A 15835-nucleotide genomic window follows, 5' to 3' on the forward strand; every position below is an offset into this window, starting at 1 on the left:
CTGAGTTTTCCTGATTTTACCTTGTAATCACAAAATATAATGGGGGACATTTTTATAAATTCAAGCAGCTTACCCTGTCCATCGACGTGATCTTTGCAACCCTTATTTATCCAGCGTTGCCGGCACTATCGGCTTTTAAATCCGCTGGACTGCTAAAAATAACCCGATTCAACTTTCCTCAACAACGGGAATCTTGCCAATTCTGGCTTGCCAAATCTTTGGCGCAATTTGATGCACCGAGGAGCCCGCAGTATCGACAGCGACCGTAACCGGCATATCCTCAACAACAAACTCGTGAATGGCCTCCATGCCGAGATCTTCAAAAGCAACAATGCGTGATTTACGAATGGCTTTTGAAACCAGATAAGCCGCGCCGCCGACCGCCATCAAATAAACGGCTTTATGCTTTTTAATAGCGGCAATTCCCTCCGGCCCGCGCTCGGATTTACCGATCATGCCGAGCAAGCCGGTTTTGTCCAGCATCAGTTCGGTGAATTTATCCATGCGTGTTGCCGTAGTCGGACCGGCAGGCCCTACCACCTCGTCGCGAACCGGATCGACCGGCCCCACGTAATAAATGAATTTATTGGTAAAATCGACACTTTCAGGCAAGGCTTCGCCCCGTTCAAAAAGCTCGGCCATGCGCTTGTGCGCCGCATCCCTACCGGTCAGCAGGGTGCCGCTAAGCAATAAGGTTTCTCCCGGCTTCCAGCTTTCCAGATCCTGTTGAGTCACGGTATCCAAATTAACCCTGCGGGCAGTAGCGCCTGCGTCCCAGGTAATTTCAGGCCAATCTTCCAGACGCGGCGGCTTGAATTCGGCCGCACCGCTGCCATCCAGAACAAAATGCACATGCCGGGTCGCCGCGCAGTTAGGGATGATAGCAACCGGTTTGTTGGCCGCATGGGTCGGATAATCGTTGATTTTAATATCCAGCACCGTGGTAAGACCGCCCAAACCTTGAGCGCCGATACCCAACGCATTGACTTTGTCGTACAACTCCAAACGCAATTCTTCAAGCGCATTGCAAGGGCCGCGCGCGATTAACTCATGAATGTCTATCGATCCCATGCATGCCTGCTTTGCCAGCAGCATGGCTTTTTCAGCCGTACCGCCGATGCCGATACCCAAAATGCCGGGCGGACACCAGCCCGCGCCCATGGTAGGAACGACTTTCAACACCCAGTCAACAATACTGTCGGAAGGATTGAGCATCGCAAATTTTGCTTTGGCCTCGGAACCCCCGCCTTTGGCGGCTATTTCGATGTCGAGCGTATCGCCGGGCACGACTTCCATGTGAATCACCGCAGGAGTGTTATCTTTGGTGTTGATGCGTTTACCTGCCGGATCGACCAATATCGAAGCGCGCAAGACATTATCAGGATGCCGATAAGCGCGTCGAACGCCCTCATTAATCATATCGACGACACTCATGTCTGCGTCCCATCGAACATCCATGCCGATTTTTAAAAATACCGTAACAATGCCGGTATCCTGACAAATCGGGCGATGGCCTTCTGCACACATCCGTGAGTTGATCAGGATTTGCGCCATCGCATCCTTGGCCGCCGGATTCGCTTCTTTTTGGTAGGCCTCATGCATGGCCTTGATAAAGTCCAGCGGATGATAATACGAAATATACTGCAGAGAATCGGCAATGCTTTGAATAAGATCGTCTTGACGAATGATGCTCATCGGAGGTTCCCTGCTATATAGCGGCTAATAATTCAGTTGGCGTATTATATATGATGGATGTAGCGTTTCCGGACATTATTCGATACTAACTGACACAATCAATTCAACGTTTACCCGCACCGGGTACTAGAAAAACGGATTGTTATCCAAGGCAAAGCCCGCGGCGTTCCTGTGCCCTCCTCCGCCAAAACTTAAAGCCAGATGACCTACATCGTAATCGCCGATTGAACGGAGCGAGAAAGTCCATTGTTGTTTTCTGCCGTCATACTGATACGTCATCCCAAACGTGCCTGATTTTTCGGCCAACACATGACCCAGATCGCTTGAGAATAATGACGGCGCATTAACGGCAAGCCCGACCCGACCCGCCACCGAAACGCTATGCGCTGATTTGGCGAGCCTTTGCACCATCCTTGCAACACATTCAACCTGTATGCGGCCTACCGTCATCAGTTCCGCCAGATCAAGCGCGCCTATTTCGGAAAAAGCGATGGGCATGCTTTCATACAGCGCCGTTGTTATTTCCCGGGTACCGTCCAGCTTGAAGCGCCAAAGGTCACGATCTTCGATATGCAGCAGGATCTTAGGCGGTTTCAGGTCGTGGAAAAAATACTGCCAAGCCAAGACGCATCCACTCCGTGACATATCGAAATTGATCGACAGATTTTCAGGAGGTGGTTGTAGCTTAAAAAAGCTATCGCATTGTTCCATCGCGGTCATATGGTGATCAATCAGAATAATCCGGCCTGCTTTCGCTGAAGCATCGACCAATAACTCGGGCGAGTAGGAATAATCCAAAATATAAAGTGTTGCTCCCGGTTCAAAATCGGGAATATCGTCGCCATAGCGAGCCGGAATGTAACGGACTTGATTACCCAACTTGCAAAATGCGCTCCATGCTGCGCCTAAACCATCCAGGCAATCGGCATGATAAATAACTAAGGTTTCATTGGTTTCTGACATGCTCTTTTAAAAATTCCCTGTGTCGCTAAATGGGTCTAAGGCTATTGCCCCTCATTTTACACGACCCAAGTCCTAATCATAAGCACACACTCTGATTTTCAGGCATCAATCCCGAAAAAACCGACTTTACAGCATCGCCCTACTCATAATGGCGAAACGAATTTACAATCAGGAAACTGCGTTGATATTACGCATCAAGAAATTTGGTTTGACCAGCCCGACGAGCTGAATATTGGATTTTGCTTGTAATGTAACCGATGGCCCGTTGGATACCGCCACCCCGGTTATGATGCTCAAACTTGTTCGATGCGAAACACAGAGGATATTCAGGTGACTTTTAATGCACCGACATTAACCGCGTTTACTTGTTTTACCGCTGTTACTTAATGGTAATACTGCTTCGTTACGACTTAGCGGCGTGATTTCTACAGACCCTAATCCCCGGATACCGAGTTCTTTTGCGGCAGCATAGGATAAATCCATATCCCGTTTTCCGTGAAAAGAACCTCTATCATTGATACGGACAACAACACTACGATGATTTTTCAGGTTGGTAACTTTGGCGTAAGACAAAAGAGGTAGCGTTTTGTGTGCGGCAGTCAGCGCATACATGTCGTATTTTTGACCGCTGGCAGTTTTTTTGCCGTGAAACTCAGGGCCGTACCAGGAAACCGTACTTCGATGATTATCCGACTGGGGCTTGGCTTTATGGGTTGTTACCAACGCGTGTTTGGATGCTTTATGAACCGGGCGATGTTCGGACGCTTCGGCTGTTTGTATGGGGTTAACAAAATAACTGCATATAAAAAAAACAGGAACTGCTAGCATGATTTTATTCATAGGGTAGAGCCTTTTTTATTTAAATCTGGCTCAATTTTAACTTAACAAGTCTTAAGCTTAGCTTAAACGCGCAAAATCAATGCCTTATAAAAAACCCTTGAAGCTACAATACGGAGAAGTCAGTTAAGCATCTTAGTTGGGGCGACTACCGGGCTATCATAAGCATCAACTTCAGCAAAAAAATCCGTATATTCAATCAATAAAATGCAAGCGGATTAATTAATAAACCACAATACACACAAAATCTTTACCTTGGTTTTTTCTCGGCACCTGCTCCATGCGTCGCCTAAAGCGCCTACTGTGGGCGCTGGTTTTATACCTTAAATCATCCCCCTGCCCTAAATTTTTACCGCCTCAGCCTGACAACCATAAACTTGCGCAATTCCTCCAACAGCAGCATCGCCAAGCCGAAGGGCAGTATAAACAGCCATACTTCCGGCGCAATCGGCAGGGTGCCGAAAACCAGATTGCCCCAGGCGGTATAGTCGATAATCAGGATCAGCGCGGCTTCCAGCGCGATACCCCAGAGTATGATGCGGTTGTCGAACAAGTGCGCACCGAACACACTGCGCTCCGGCGTTTTACAGAGGAAGACATTGACTATTTGCGTGACGATAATGGCGCTCAGACAGGCGGTGGTGGCCTGAAGATATAAAGGGTCTTGGCTTTCCAAGCTCTCGCCCCATCGCCAACCGCCGCTGTGCAGCACAAAGAAATAAGCCGCCATAGAGACAACAGCTTCCAGCATACCTAAAAAAAGATAAGCGCGCAGCAGCAAACGCCAGTCGAGCAACCGCTCATTTCGCGGGCGCGGCGGCCGACTCATACTACCCGGTTCGGGCCTGGCCGCGCCGAGCCCCAGAGCCGGCAGCATGTCCGTCCCCAAATCGACCGCCAGAATCTGGATGATGGTCAATGGCAGAGGTATCTTGAACAGGGCAAAGGCCAGATAAGGGATAACTTCCGGGATGTTGGAGGTGAGGATATAAGCGAGAAACTTGCGAATGTTCTCATAAACGGCACGCCCTTCCTCAACGGCGGCGATGATGCTGGCGAAATTATCATCCAACAGAATCATATCGGCAGCCTCCTTGGCGACATCCGTTCCACTGATGCCCATCGCAATGCCTATGTCCGCCAGCTTCAATGCCGGAGCGTCATTCACGCCGTCACCGGTGACCGCAACAATATGTTTTTTCTTTTTCAAGGCGGCGACGATACGCATTTTCTGATCGGCCCCGACTCGGGCAAAGATGATGTCCGGCGCATCCAGAGCCAGACGCAGCTGGGTTTCCGACAACTTGCGCAACTGTTCGCCGGTAATCACCACCGGATTATCCGTTTGAATCTGGCCGATCTGCCGACCAATCGCCAAGGCGGTATGCGGATGATCGCCGGTCACCATGATGACTTTGATGCCTGCCTCTCGGCATTTGCGCATCGCTTCCGGCACCTCAGCCCTGGGCGGGTCTTCCAGCCCGACCAATGCGCATAGAATAAGGTCTTGCTCCTGCGCTTCGCCGTTATGCTCCGCTTCCAGCTCGCGCCAGGCAAAGGCCAGTACCCGCAAACCCTTGTTTGCCATCTGTTCCTGGGCGCGAATAAAATCCTGCCGGATTTCCGCCGTCAGCGGCGTTATGCCATCGTCGGTTTGCACCTGCTTACAGAGCGGCAAGACCATTTCCAGAGCGCCCTTGCAATAAAGCACCACGCCTTTGGGTGTCTGATGAATGGTAGAAAGCCGCTTGCGGTCGGTATCGAAAGGCACTTCGTTGATCTTGGGATAGGCACAAGTCTCACCCAGACAGGTCTTTGCCATACGCACCAGAGCAATTTCCATAGGATCGCCCAATGACTGCCACTTTCCGGCAACCATGGTTTCTTTCAGGTTGTGGCAGAGCAGCGCATCCTCAAAAAAACGCCGATATCTAAGCGCCAGTTGCGGCTGCCGCCGTACCTCTGTAGTCGCAAATATTTTTCCGCCTAGATAAAGCGAACTCACCGCCATACGGTTTTCGGTCAGGGTGCCGGTCTTGTCGGTACAGATCACCGTCGCCGATCCCAGCGCTTCCACCGAAGGCATGTGCCGAATCAGCGCGTTACGCTTAGCCATACGCTGGGTCGCCATCGCCAGCGATAAGGTGACCGTCGGTAATAATCCTTCCGGCACGTTGGCGACAATAATGCCGATGGCGAAAATGAAGTTTTCCCAGAACGACAGCCCCATGCTGCGTCCGATAAGAAAAAATGCCACGCCCAGACTAACCGAGATCAAGGCAATAAGGCGGCTCAGTCGCACGATTTCCAGTTGCAACGGTGAAACCGTTTTAACGGCGGTTTGCGTTAAATGGGCGATCTTGCCAAATTCCGTATGCATTCCGGTCGCGAATACCACCGCCCTGCCTTCGCCCGACACTACCGATGTTCCGGCCAGCAAAGTGTTGCGGCTATGCTCCAGGTTTTCTTCCGCTGAAGGTTCCGCATCCCGTGCCTGCGGCAGGGATTCGCCGGTGACGGTGGCGTTATTGACGCGTAGGGAAAAGGCTTCAAGCAGGCGGCAATCCGCCGGCACATTGTCGCCTTCCTGCAATAAAATGGCATCGCCGGGCACCAGGTCGGCGGCCAAAATCAGACCGGCCTTGCCCTCTCTCAACACCTTGACGTAATAAGGCAAAAGTTTTTGCAGGGCGGAAAGGGCGCGTTCGGCGCGATACTGTTGCCAGAACGAAAACAGGCCGTTGATCAGAATGACACCGAGTATGGCGTAGCCCAGAGTAGCCATGCCGCCGCCCGGCTGTTGGGATTCGGCGAAAAACGCCAGGCCTGCCGCCAGCCAGAGTATCAATGCGAAAAAGTGAATGAATTCCTTGATGAAACGGAATATCAGCGATTCGCCCCTCACCTCCTCGACCCGGTTCGGCCCGTACTCGTCCAGACGGTATTCGACCTCAGCCTGCGACAGTCCGTCATGGCTGGTTTTGAGGCTTGCGAGCGCCTCGTCGGCAGTGAATTGGTGTATTTTCATGGCAGTCCGATTAAAACAGCTACTTACCCAGCTTTAGCGAGACATCCTCTCGCTGGTCTAAAATACCACGGACTTCATGATTCTTTCATCAGCCGAATTGCCAAATATTGTATTATTCCAATTTTTTTAAGATTTCAGGAGTCGATTATGAACAACTATGAGCAGAGTAAAAAAGCTAGACGTATCGCTTCGGTGGTTTACATTTTAATAATGGCGGTGGTTATGGGGGGAACCTACCTGTCGCAACAACAAAAAGACGCGGCTGGTAAGACGGAGCAAAATCCTCCAAATCAATAGCCCAGTCTTCGGGCATTCGTAAATGGTGCACAGTGCGCACCCTACCTGACTCTTTAGGCACAAATATGTGGCATCCCTTTCCCAATTTATCAAATGATGAGATTCGTGATTTAGAGCGAGAATTCAAGAAAAAAGCTCGATTTCTCGTTGATGAAAACATGGGAAATGATGTTGCAATCTTACTCCGTGATTTCGGTTATAACGCAATATTCGTTTCGGAAGCGGGATTAACCGGATTCTCAGACGAATCCGTTTTTGCATATGCCTGGAAAGACAGTCGCATAATACTTACACATGACAGCGACTTTCTGAACGATAAGCAATTTCCTTTCAGTAGAAATCCAGGAGTTATTGTTCTTCCTGGCGCGGAAGGTGATGGCAGTTTGGAACATGCATTTTCAGATTTATTAAGAATCGTTGCTCCATACGGAAATGCACACATCGGTTCGAAGATTGTTGTTACCCAAGATAGAGTTTGGACTATTCGAGGTTTTATAAAAGCAGAGGGTAGGCATATTGAGAAGCGGGTTAAGTTGAAACGAAATGGTGAGGCTTCAGTATGGAAGCCCCTAGCACCATAGAGCAGTTTGCACCTTACCGCGCTTATACTCTTTAAGTTAAATGCCTTCACTGAGATATTATGATAAAAATCGATCAAATTATTCTTCTTATCAAAGAGATTGTTCTCCTAATTTTAGGGAAATTTCATAATAGGATAACTGGTGTAATTGTAACGTATGGTGGGCTCTTAATTTTTGGCTCACAAATAAATTTAATGATGCAGATAGTAATAGTTAAAATTTCTCCATGGGTAGACATTCCGCCGGAAAATTTAATAAGTTTTTTCACTATCGACCCTAAACCGGAAATGGGTCTGACACTTGTTTTCGTTGCATTGGTTTATAATTTTGGAGTGACAGTCTGTTTAGCACAAATTCAAAGTTACAAAGCTAAACATCCAAAGTTAGAATTAGCAATGCTAAATGGTGACAAGGAAAAAATCGGAGGAAATCACACCTTAAGAGGAGCGATATGCACTCACTCGATTGATGAAATTCCTGATAACACCTCATATAGTGAGCGTGCTCTGGAGGAAAAGAAAAGAAATGGCAGATTGTTCACCTCACAGATTAATAAAAACTTTTACAGGGAAAGGGCCAAGTATTTAAGCTCTCAAGGTGGTATGGAGATTATAGGACTCACCTTAGAAAATCTCGGCGCGACTTTGGCAAGCAACGCCAGAGTTGAGCTACGCTTTAAAAAAAGTGCTGGGGTGAGCGCTTCTAACGAGAACAGCCCTCTTCTCATGCCGCCCTCTCAAGAAACGAAAGAAGACGACAGATGGCGCTCAAATGATAACGCCGCCATTTATGACATCAAAGCTAGGCATACATCTTCAGATTCAGATTATTTCTTTGAGTGGATTGCGGGGAATCTTCAGCCAAAACAGTTATGTGAGTCAAAGACGAGAATTTTCTTTCGCACAGAATCAGATATAGATATAAATGTAAAAATATATTGTGATGAATTACCTGATCCGATAGAGAAATCCTATAAAATAAAGCCTACTGCTGAGAGATTTGAATTCGATCTTGATCTGCTTAAATATAATGATAAGGATTTTTCCGATGCGACTAGTAAGAAAATCATGGACGGTCAGCAAATCCGGTATATTAACAAATCGCTATCATGACCGAAGGAGGCTCTTACCATGGCTCATATTGAAAAATTAAGCTCTGTAGCTCTGTAGCTCTGTAGGGTGGATTCGCCGCTAGGCAATCCACCGCAACTGCGACAGGCTGTCATCGGCGTTGCGCGTCGCCTAAAGCGCCTACTTTTGGTGATTGCCCGTTTGCTGAGCGAAACCGCCCTACCCGTTACGGACTTGGATTGATGCGGTTCACTTTGTTCACCGCATCCCACCAACTGCTCGAAATAATTTCCTGTTACGTTGAAAAGACTACCTTTTCCCCTGTCAAAAGCGGAGGGTAGTTAACTATTATCTTTCACCCTTAACACCAGTTTACTCAGTGCCGGAAGAACAATAAACGTACAGACCATGATCCAGAATATGCCTATGGTGATGATCAAACCCATGCTGGCGATGCCCTGATGCGGCGAGAACGCCAATCCGGCAAAGCTGGAGGCGGTGGTCAGTGCGCCGTAGAACATGGCTCTGGCGGTGCTGGATTGATAAATATTCTGCTCTTCGGAAAGCGAATGGTGCAGCTTTTCAACCATGTGGATGCCGTTGTCAACGCCCAGCCCCAATAACAGCGGCAGGGCGATGATGTTGGCAAAATTAATGGGCGTGTTGGTGAGAACCGCACTCGCCATGGTAAACAGCCCCGCCAGTATCAGCGGCGTCATGACCAGCGCCGTATCGACAATATTGCGCCTAATGGCAAACAACAACAGCGCGATGGTGATCAGCGCGATCACAATAGCTTCCTGAAAGGCTGAGATGACTTCTTTCATCGATTCCCAATACATGATCGGTAAGTCGGTGGTTTCAGGCGCGACGGATTGCACTTCGGTAATAAATTCTTCCAGGCTGCCTAAATCGTTCAGGTCTTTTTTGGGAAATATCTGGATACGATAAGAACCGTTCTTGCTCAGCCATTTGTCCTTGATCTCGGGAGGCAGGTCGGCCAAGGTGACTTTCCTGGCATTAAAGCCTGCCGATAGCTCGTTCATTAGACTCGGTAATGTACCGAGCAACGTGGTCTGGACTTTTTCAATGAACATACGCCGACTGGTTTCTTGCCGCGCATCAAGCTCGATCAAAATATCCTGCAATTCTTTCTTAAAATTGGTTAACGCGGTGCGCTCATGGGCATCGGTTTTTTGAGGCAGGATGGTGTCGATGGCTTTTATCAGGCGATTAATGCCCGGAACCGGATCGGTGTCGGTTTTTAGCGCTGGGAAATTCTGCGTCTGCGCACCCAGCAACAGGCCCATTTCCTCAATCAAGGCCAGTTTGTCGTCCTGGTCGGTGGGTTGAAAATCGAAAAGACTGACGGTTTTATCAACCGAGGCTAATGTCGAAAGCTTTTGCTCCAAAGTTTTGGCGCTGTTTTCATCCTTGGCCAGAACGGTCAAGGTCATCGGCGTGGTTTCCTTGTCTTTCATCAAATTTTTGAAAGCAATAACCGATTCGGTATTAGGATCGCGAAGGTTAATCGGATTGAAATCAGTCTTCACGTTAAAGGTCAGCGCGACGGAGATAATGGCTATAGCCAAGGTCGCAATGGAAATCGGTTTGGCGTAATGAAGCGGCAAGATCGCCAGTTTTTCCGACAGTTTTGCCAGTCCATTTTGTACTTCATCCTTCTCGAACTTTGCCGGAGCAGGGATAACTCTTAACAACGCCGGTAAGGCGATCAAGGTAATTAACAAGCAGATAAACAGACTGGTGCCTGCCAGCAGGCCGAGTTCGGATACGCCTTTGTAATCGGTCGGTATAAACGCATAGAGCCCGATGGAGGTGGTGCCCGCACACAATAACAGCGAGGGCGCCGTGCTTGTCAACGTGCTGCGTAGCGCCAGATCCTTATGAATATGATGAGTCAGGTTGTCCCGGTAGCGCAAACAAAAATGAATCGCATATTCCACGCCCAAGCCGATGTTGGATACCGCAAAAGCCACTGAAATCAGGTTTAATTCTCTTACGGAAAAGGCTGCGAACGCCCCGCAAAAAAGCATGCCCAAGGCAAGCGTAATCAACGTGGCTACGGTGAGCAAAATAGAGCGGTAGGCAACCAATAAAATAAACAACACCAGCACAATGGAGAAAATACTGGCAGTAAAAGTGCCGGTACTCATGCCTGACAATTCATCATCTTCAAGGCCGACTTCGCCGGTCACCCAAACTTTAACGGCAGGCAGATTGGGGTCCTGAACCTCAGCAACGGCTTTGCGGATAGAATCAATCGCATTTTCCGCAGGACGGATTTGCGTAAAATCGAACTTGGGCGAGACGACAATAAAGCCGTTGTTGGAATTAGTTTTCTTTTCCGCAATCATCGACTCCCAAGAGAGCAAAGCGTTTTCGCCATTGATCGTTTTATGCAAGGCCGACGTAACCTTGTCAATCAGCGAGGTCAGATCAATAGGCACAACCTGGGTCTTGTCGGTGGAGGTCAGGGCATCTTCAAAAATTGAAAAAAAGCCGGTCAGATTGGGTTCCTGGGCAATTCTGCCGATAAACGGCTGGGCCAGCGACAAGTTGTTGGATAAGGTCTGCAACTCGTCGGTACTGAGGTATAGCAAGCCGTTCTGACGAAAAAATTCGTTGTCGTTAGGGATGTAGGCCGAATTAAAGTGATCTTTATTGGCACTGAGCAGGCGCATCAATCTTTTAGTGGCCGATTTGGTCAGTTCAGGGGTATCCGATTCAACCACCAGTAACAGCGTATGCATGTCCTGCGAAAAGGCTTTTTCATAATTGCGGCGGTTTTTCTGGAATGGCGCATCGGGGGCTACCAGTTCGGCGGTGTCGGTATTAATGCTCAAATGATCTGCGGTGTATTGCAAGGCCAAAATACTGAGCAGAACCACTATTGACAACACCACAAACGGTCTGCCTAGAGTGAAGTTTCCCCAACGTGAAAAAATAGTCTGACTACGGGTTTTTAACGACATAACTTAGGATTCAGGCATTAATGAATGGTGAGAGTGTTCAAAGTGCTTAAAGCATCACTTCGGGATTCGGTAAGCTCGCTGCCTTGCAGCTCGATGAACAAAGCGGGAATTTTTGCCTCATTCGCCGCTTTCATGCCGTCTTTTTGGCCCAGACACAGCAACGCGGTAGACCAGGCGTCGGCAACTGAAGGATCGCTGATCAAAACAGTGACGGAAACCAGGTTATGGGTAACCGGTCTGCCGTTACGGGCGTCGAGGATATGGCTATATCGCTGCCCGTGGTCATCGAAATAATGCCGGTAAGTGCCGGAAGTCATCACCGCAATCGGCGAGTCCTTGGGCATGGTAACGACTTTGTGCATCGTCCGCTCTTCCGGCAACGGTCTTTCCACGGCGATGCGCCAGGGTTGAAGACCCGGTTTATAGCCGTTGGTTTTCAGTTCGCCGCCAATCTCGACCAGATAATTACTTACGCCTTTTTGCGCCAGAACCTTGCTGATCTGTTCCACGCTATAGCCTTGGGCAATGGACGATAAATCGACTTTCAGGTCAGCCTGTTTTTTACGCAGATGCGTGTCATCCACGACTTCCAGTTTTTCCATGCCGATTTGTTTCAGCGTGGTAACAATGGTCGAATCTGTAGGAATCGTCAGCGCGTCGCCTCGAAAGCCCCATAAATCGAACAACGGTTTGATGGTCAAATCATAGCAACCCTGGCTGGCCTGATTGACGACTTGCGCGATTTTAACCAAGGATACGATTTCGCCGCCGACTTCCTGGCTTTCAGTATTCTCGACGCTGTTAAAGGTTTCTATGGTCGAGTCGGGCCGGTAATTGGACAACAGTTTATCGATGACCGCGAATTCGTTTTCGACACCGGCTTTGATGTCTTTAGCGTCCACCGGTGATTCTGACCAGTAACTGATGTGGTAGGTCGTGCCCTGAGCCGGGCCTTCAAGCTTTTGAATGGTCGGTTCCGAGCAGCCTGCCAGCATGATTAAAAACAGGCCGGAGATAAAGCCATTGCCGAGAGTTAAACGGGGGGGTGTTTTTATAGTGTTTGGGTTAGTCATCCATGTCTGCCGTTTCTTTATCATCACAAGCTATCAATAATAAACTTCATAAAAACGCGGTGCATCTTAACAGTCGAGGCTGGGAAAGATGAACACTGCGCCATAACTGCACTCTTAAATGTCGTATTTAAAAGCGCCGCTTATTATAATCCCAAAGACGTGAAGGTTTTTTAAAAAATGAAATTTGACTCAATAACGGTGCGTAAAGCAATAGCTTTCCTGATTTACCGCCAAACCGGCAACATGACAATCATCCACAGCCCTTGTTGTTGAACGCCTCAATCAACGTTAATCCCAGCGACTGTCCCTAACCTGCACTTTGCCGTTTTCGATTCTGACCGGAAAACAATCGATATTTTCATAAGCGGGCGGGGATTTTACTTCGCCGGTTTTCACGCAAAAACGCGCACCATGGCGGGGACAGATAATCTCGTCGCCTTCCAGCCTGCCGCTGGCGATTTCCGCGCCGTCATGGGTACAGACATCTTCAATCGCATAAAACTGGCCGTCGATTTTAAAGATGGCGACATCCGTACCATCGACATCCATGACGATGTTCTCGCCGTTAGCCAAGGCATTTTCATCTACTGCATCTATCCAGTCCGACATTTTTTATCCGTTATCGTAGTGTTTAAAAACTGACGACTTGCTTCCAGCTCTACATGAGCCTTGTGCCTTCCGCCTTGTATCTTTAGCCTTTCAAATAAACATCATAGCGCAACAACTTGCCCTGAAAACTTTGACTAGGCTTGCCGCCCAAAGGTTCGGCGTAATCCGGACTTTTTACCACCACCCGCTTTCCGGCAGCGCTTAAAGCCGCCTCGAAAAGCTGCTCCTTATCCTGATCATCGCCCAGCAGGTCGCGCAGCACCATCATTGATTTCTTGGCGAGTGCGGATTTTTTGCGCTTGGGAGGAAACATGGGATCAAGATAAATACAATCAGGCGGGCTTTCCAAATGGGCTAACAGTTCGATTGCATTACCCTGTAGCAACCGGGGAGACTCAAGATTAAGTCGCAGCATCCAGTCTTGTTGCGCCAATCGGGCAAAGCCGTCTGTCAGCAATTCCGCCATCACGGGCGAACGCTCGATACAGAGCAACTCGTAGCCCATGCGAAAAATATGCAGACTGTCCTGGCCCCAGCCGGTAGTGGCATCGACAACGGTTCTGGTTTTGCGACCCAGCGCCTGGGCCAAAGCGCCGTCTTTGGGCGCAGGCCATGAGCGCTGCTCGCCGTTGCGCGGCTCTATATCGACAACCAAGCCGCCTTTTTTAAGCAGCTCTTTGTCGAGCAGTTTTAAACAGCCGTCGCGCCAGCTTAAAAAAAAGTCTTCTTGAGTATCGCTGATGGATCGGTGCAAAGGAACGCCCAACCTTTCCGCAAGCTGCTGAAACGGCAGGCTATCGCCCTGCCCTTGGTAAAGTACGGCCAGTTTTCCGGCGTATTTTTGCGATGAAGCTTCTGTGGTCATGGCTTAATTACCGACAAAGAGCATGAAGAGATCTTCGTGCTCTCGGCAATTGCTCCTGCATTGCTCTACCTCCTGCATCCATGCAGTCGTTCGTGCCTTCGTGGTGAAACATTACTCGGTAGAAATGGATTTTTGTTCGTTTTTCAACGCCGCATCCAGCGTATGCCAAGCCAATGTCGCACATTTAACCCGAGCCGGATATTCGCGTACACCGGCCAATACCGCCAGCTTGCCGACCGCCTCAAGATTGATTTGTTCATCTTTGCCGGTGGTCATTTCGTGAAACTTTTTAAATAAATCTTCGGCTTCCTGTTCGGTTTTGCCTTTGACTATCTCGGTCATTAATGAAACGGATGCGGTCGAAATGGCGCAACCTGAACCCTGGAAACTGGCATCGATAATCAGCTCGCCATCCATTTTCAAATATAAGGTTAGGCGGTCGCCGCATAGCGGATTAAAACCTTCCACTTTCCGGTCGGCATTGTCCATGACGCGGAAATTGCGCGGGTTGCGGTTGTGGTCGAATATAACCTCTTGATAGAGGTCGCGTAAATCATCAAACATTAGCCAAATACCTCAATCAAGGACTCTATGCCTTTCATTAAAACGTCAATTTCTTCTTTGGTGTTATACATTGCGAAGGATGCTCTTGCGGTCGCGGGAACCTGATAAAAATCCATGACCGGCATTGCGCAATGGTGCCCTGCCCTGATGGCAATGCCTAAGCTGTCCAGCATGGTGCCGATATCGTGCGGATGGATTTTATCCAGTACAAAAGACAAAATGGCGCCTTTATGCTCGGCCTCGCCGATAATCCGAAGCCCCTTAATCTGCCCGGCTTTTTCGGTCGCATAGTCAAGCAACTCGGCTTCATAGGCGGCAATTTTATCCATGCCGATGGCATTCAGGTAATCGATTGCCGCGCCCAAACCAACCACATCGGCAATGTTGGGTGTGCCTGCTTCAAACTTGTAGGGCAGCGTATTATATTCGGTTTCTTCAAAGGTGACTTTGCGGATCATATCGCCGCCGCCCTGATACGGGGGCATGGCTTCCAGTAAAGCCTGCTTGCCGTAAAGTACGCCTATGCCCGAAGGCGCATAAAGCTTATGGCCTGAAAAAACATAAAAATCGCAATCCAAGTCCTGCACGTCCACCGCCATGTGCGGAATCGCCTGCGCGCCATCCAGCATAACGGGTATATTTTTGGCATGCGCCGCTGCAATAATCTTTTCAACCGGATTGATCGTACCCAACGCATTGGACATATGCACCACTGAAACCAGCTTGGTTTTATCGCTGATCAGTTTTTCAAACTCATCATAGATCAATTCGCCTTGCAGGTTAATCGGCGCAACTTTTAAGATTGCCCCGGTCTGCTGGCACAGCATTTGCCAGGGAACGATATTGGAGTGATGCTCCATCGCGGTAATCAAAATCTCGTCACCGGCTTTAATATTGGCTTTGCCGTAGGTCTGCGCAACCAGGTTGATGGCTTCCGTAGCGCCCCTTACGAAAATAATCTCTTTTTCGCTGGACGCATTAATGAAGTCTTTAACCTTGGTGCGCGCGCCTTCAAACTTATCGGTAGAACGTACGCTTAAGGTATGTACACCGCGATGCACGTTAGCGTAATCATGGCTGTACAAATGCACGATGCTGTCGATAACCGCCTGCGGCTTTTGGCAAGAGGCCGCGTTATCCAGATAAACCAGCGGCTTGTTGCGTATAAGTTCAGCCAATATGGGGAAATCGGCGCGGATTTTTTCTACGGGAAAGTTTGTCATATTTATTAAAGTATTACTTCCGATAACATTGATTCTT

At 48.9% G+C, this 15835-nt stretch carries 13 protein-coding genes; 3 read left to right on the forward strand and 10 right to left on the reverse strand.

Going from position 1 to position 15835, the window contains the following annotated elements:
• Positions 1-168: 168 nt before the first annotated feature.
• From METTU_RS21010 to METTU_RS21025, 4 genes are all read right to left on the reverse strand, one after another.
• Entirely contained in the window at positions 169-1695 is a 1527-nt protein-coding gene (locus METTU_RS21010) for a fumarate hydratase (RefSeq protein WP_006894072.1), read from the reverse strand.
• 126 nt (positions 1696-1821) lie between these two features.
• Positions 1822-2658 carry a DHH family phosphoesterase gene (locus METTU_RS21015; RefSeq protein WP_006894073.1) on the reverse strand — a complete coding sequence of 279 codons (837 nt, stop codon included), beginning with the start codon at positions 2656-2658 and terminating at the stop codon, positions 1822-1824.
• A 351-nt stretch (positions 2659-3009) separates the two neighbouring features.
• On the reverse strand, positions 3010-3498 hold the full coding sequence (locus METTU_RS24880) for a septal ring lytic transglycosylase RlpA family protein (RefSeq protein WP_006894074.1): 489 nt from the start codon (positions 3496-3498) through the stop codon (positions 3010-3012).
• Between the two features lie 346 nt (positions 3499-3844).
• Complete coding sequence (locus tag METTU_RS21025) at positions 3845-6523, reverse strand: cation-translocating P-type ATPase (protein WP_006894075.1); 2679 nt, start codon at positions 6521-6523, stop codon at positions 3845-3847.
• 147 nt (positions 6524-6670) lie between these two features.
• Between METTU_RS21025 and METTU_RS23830 the strand changes: the two genes are divergently transcribed.
• From METTU_RS23830 to METTU_RS21035, 3 genes are read left to right on the forward strand one after another with little or no spacing between them, the layout of a single operon-like run.
• The gene (locus tag METTU_RS23830) at positions 6671-6820 is read left to right on the forward strand and encodes a hypothetical protein (protein ID WP_006894076.1); all 150 of its coding nucleotides are present in this window, start codon (positions 6671-6673) and stop codon (positions 6818-6820) included.
• Positions 6821-6852: 32 nt separating this feature from the next.
• A complete protein-coding gene (locus tag METTU_RS21030; RefSeq protein WP_150107942.1) occupies positions 6853-7401 on the forward strand; it encodes a DUF5615 family PIN-like protein in 549 nt (182 codons plus the stop codon).
• 59 nt (positions 7402-7460) lie between these two features.
• Positions 7461-8513: a hypothetical protein gene (locus METTU_RS21035; protein ID WP_006894078.1), complete on the forward strand. Its 1053-nt coding sequence runs from the start codon at positions 7461-7463 to the stop codon at positions 8511-8513.
• Positions 8514-8812: 299 nt separating this feature from the next.
• On the opposite strand, the gene METTU_RS21040 is transcribed toward METTU_RS21035, so the two are convergent.
• The 6 genes from METTU_RS21040 to METTU_RS21065 form a co-directional block, all read right to left on the reverse strand.
• A complete protein-coding gene (locus tag METTU_RS21040; protein WP_006894079.1) occupies positions 8813-11464 on the reverse strand; it encodes an MMPL family transporter in 2652 nt (883 codons plus the stop codon).
• Positions 11465-11481: 17 nt separating this feature from the next.
• On the reverse strand, positions 11482-12537 hold the full coding sequence (locus METTU_RS21045; RefSeq protein WP_050897828.1) for an FAD:protein FMN transferase: 1056 nt from the start codon (positions 12535-12537) through the stop codon (positions 11482-11484).
• Between the two features lie 288 nt (positions 12538-12825).
• On the reverse strand, positions 12826-13146 hold the full coding sequence (locus METTU_RS21050; protein ID WP_006894081.1) for a non-heme iron oxygenase ferredoxin subunit: 321 nt from the start codon (positions 13144-13146) through the stop codon (positions 12826-12828).
• Between the two features lie 82 nt (positions 13147-13228).
• Complete coding sequence (locus METTU_RS21055; protein ID WP_006894082.1) at positions 13229-14011, reverse strand: class I SAM-dependent methyltransferase; 783 nt, start codon at positions 14009-14011, stop codon at positions 13229-13231.
• Positions 14012-14122: 111 nt separating this feature from the next.
• Positions 14123-14575, reverse strand: a complete 453-nt coding sequence (sufU, locus tag METTU_RS21060) for a Fe-S cluster assembly sulfur transfer protein SufU (protein ID WP_006894083.1) — start codon at positions 14573-14575, stop codon at positions 14123-14125.
• A complete protein-coding gene (locus tag METTU_RS21065) occupies positions 14575-15798 on the reverse strand; it encodes a cysteine desulfurase (RefSeq protein ID WP_006894084.1) in 1224 nt (407 codons plus the stop codon). Before METTU_RS21065 ends, sufU begins: the two co-directional genes overlap by 1 nt.
• Positions 15799-15835 lie beyond the last annotated feature (37 nt).

This window comes from Methylobacter tundripaludum SV96 (assembly GCF_000190755.2).
GTDB lineage: Bacteria > Pseudomonadota > Gammaproteobacteria > Methylococcales > Methylomonadaceae > Methylobacter_A > Methylobacter_A tundripaludum.

What these genes read in the sequence shown, in the direction of transcription:
- METTU_RS21065 (WP_006894084.1), bottom strand. Translation starts at nt 15,798, where the DNA reads ATGACAAACTTTCCCGTAGAAAAAATCCGCGCCGATTTCCCCATATTG.
- METTU_RS21050 (WP_006894081.1), bottom strand. Translation starts at nt 13,146, where the DNA reads ATGTCGGACTGGATAGATGCAGTAGATGAAAATGCCTTGGCTAACGGC.
- METTU_RS21010 (WP_006894072.1), bottom strand. Translation starts at nt 1,695, where the DNA reads ATGAGCATCATTCGTCAAGACGATCTTATTCAAAGCATTGCCGATTCT.
- METTU_RS21045 (WP_050897828.1), bottom strand. Translation starts at nt 12,537, where the DNA reads ATGACTAACCCAAACACTATAAAAACACCCCCCCGTTTAACTCTCGGC.
- METTU_RS21015 (WP_006894073.1), bottom strand. Translation starts at nt 2,658, where the DNA reads ATGTCAGAAACCAATGAAACCTTAGTTATTTATCATGCCGATTGCCTG.
- METTU_RS21035 (WP_006894078.1), top strand. Translation starts at nt 7,461, where the DNA reads ATGATAAAAATCGATCAAATTATTCTTCTTATCAAAGAGATTGTTCTC.
- METTU_RS24880 (WP_006894074.1), bottom strand. Translation starts at nt 3,498, where the DNA reads ATGAATAAAATCATGCTAGCAGTTCCTGTTTTTTTTATATGCAGTTAT.
- METTU_RS21025 (WP_006894075.1), bottom strand. Translation starts at nt 6,523, where the DNA reads ATGAAAATACACCAATTCACTGCCGACGAGGCGCTCGCAAGCCTCAAA.
- METTU_RS23830 (WP_006894076.1), top strand. Translation starts at nt 6,671, where the DNA reads ATGAACAACTATGAGCAGAGTAAAAAAGCTAGACGTATCGCTTCGGTG.
- sufU (WP_006894083.1), bottom strand. Translation starts at nt 14,575, where the DNA reads ATGTTTGATGATTTACGCGACCTCTATCAAGAGGTTATATTCGACCAC.
- METTU_RS21055 (WP_006894082.1), bottom strand. Translation starts at nt 14,011, where the DNA reads ATGACCACAGAAGCTTCATCGCAAAAATACGCCGGAAAACTGGCCGTA.
- METTU_RS21040 (WP_006894079.1), bottom strand. Translation starts at nt 11,464, where the DNA reads ATGTCGTTAAAAACCCGTAGTCAGACTATTTTTTCACGTTGGGGAAAC.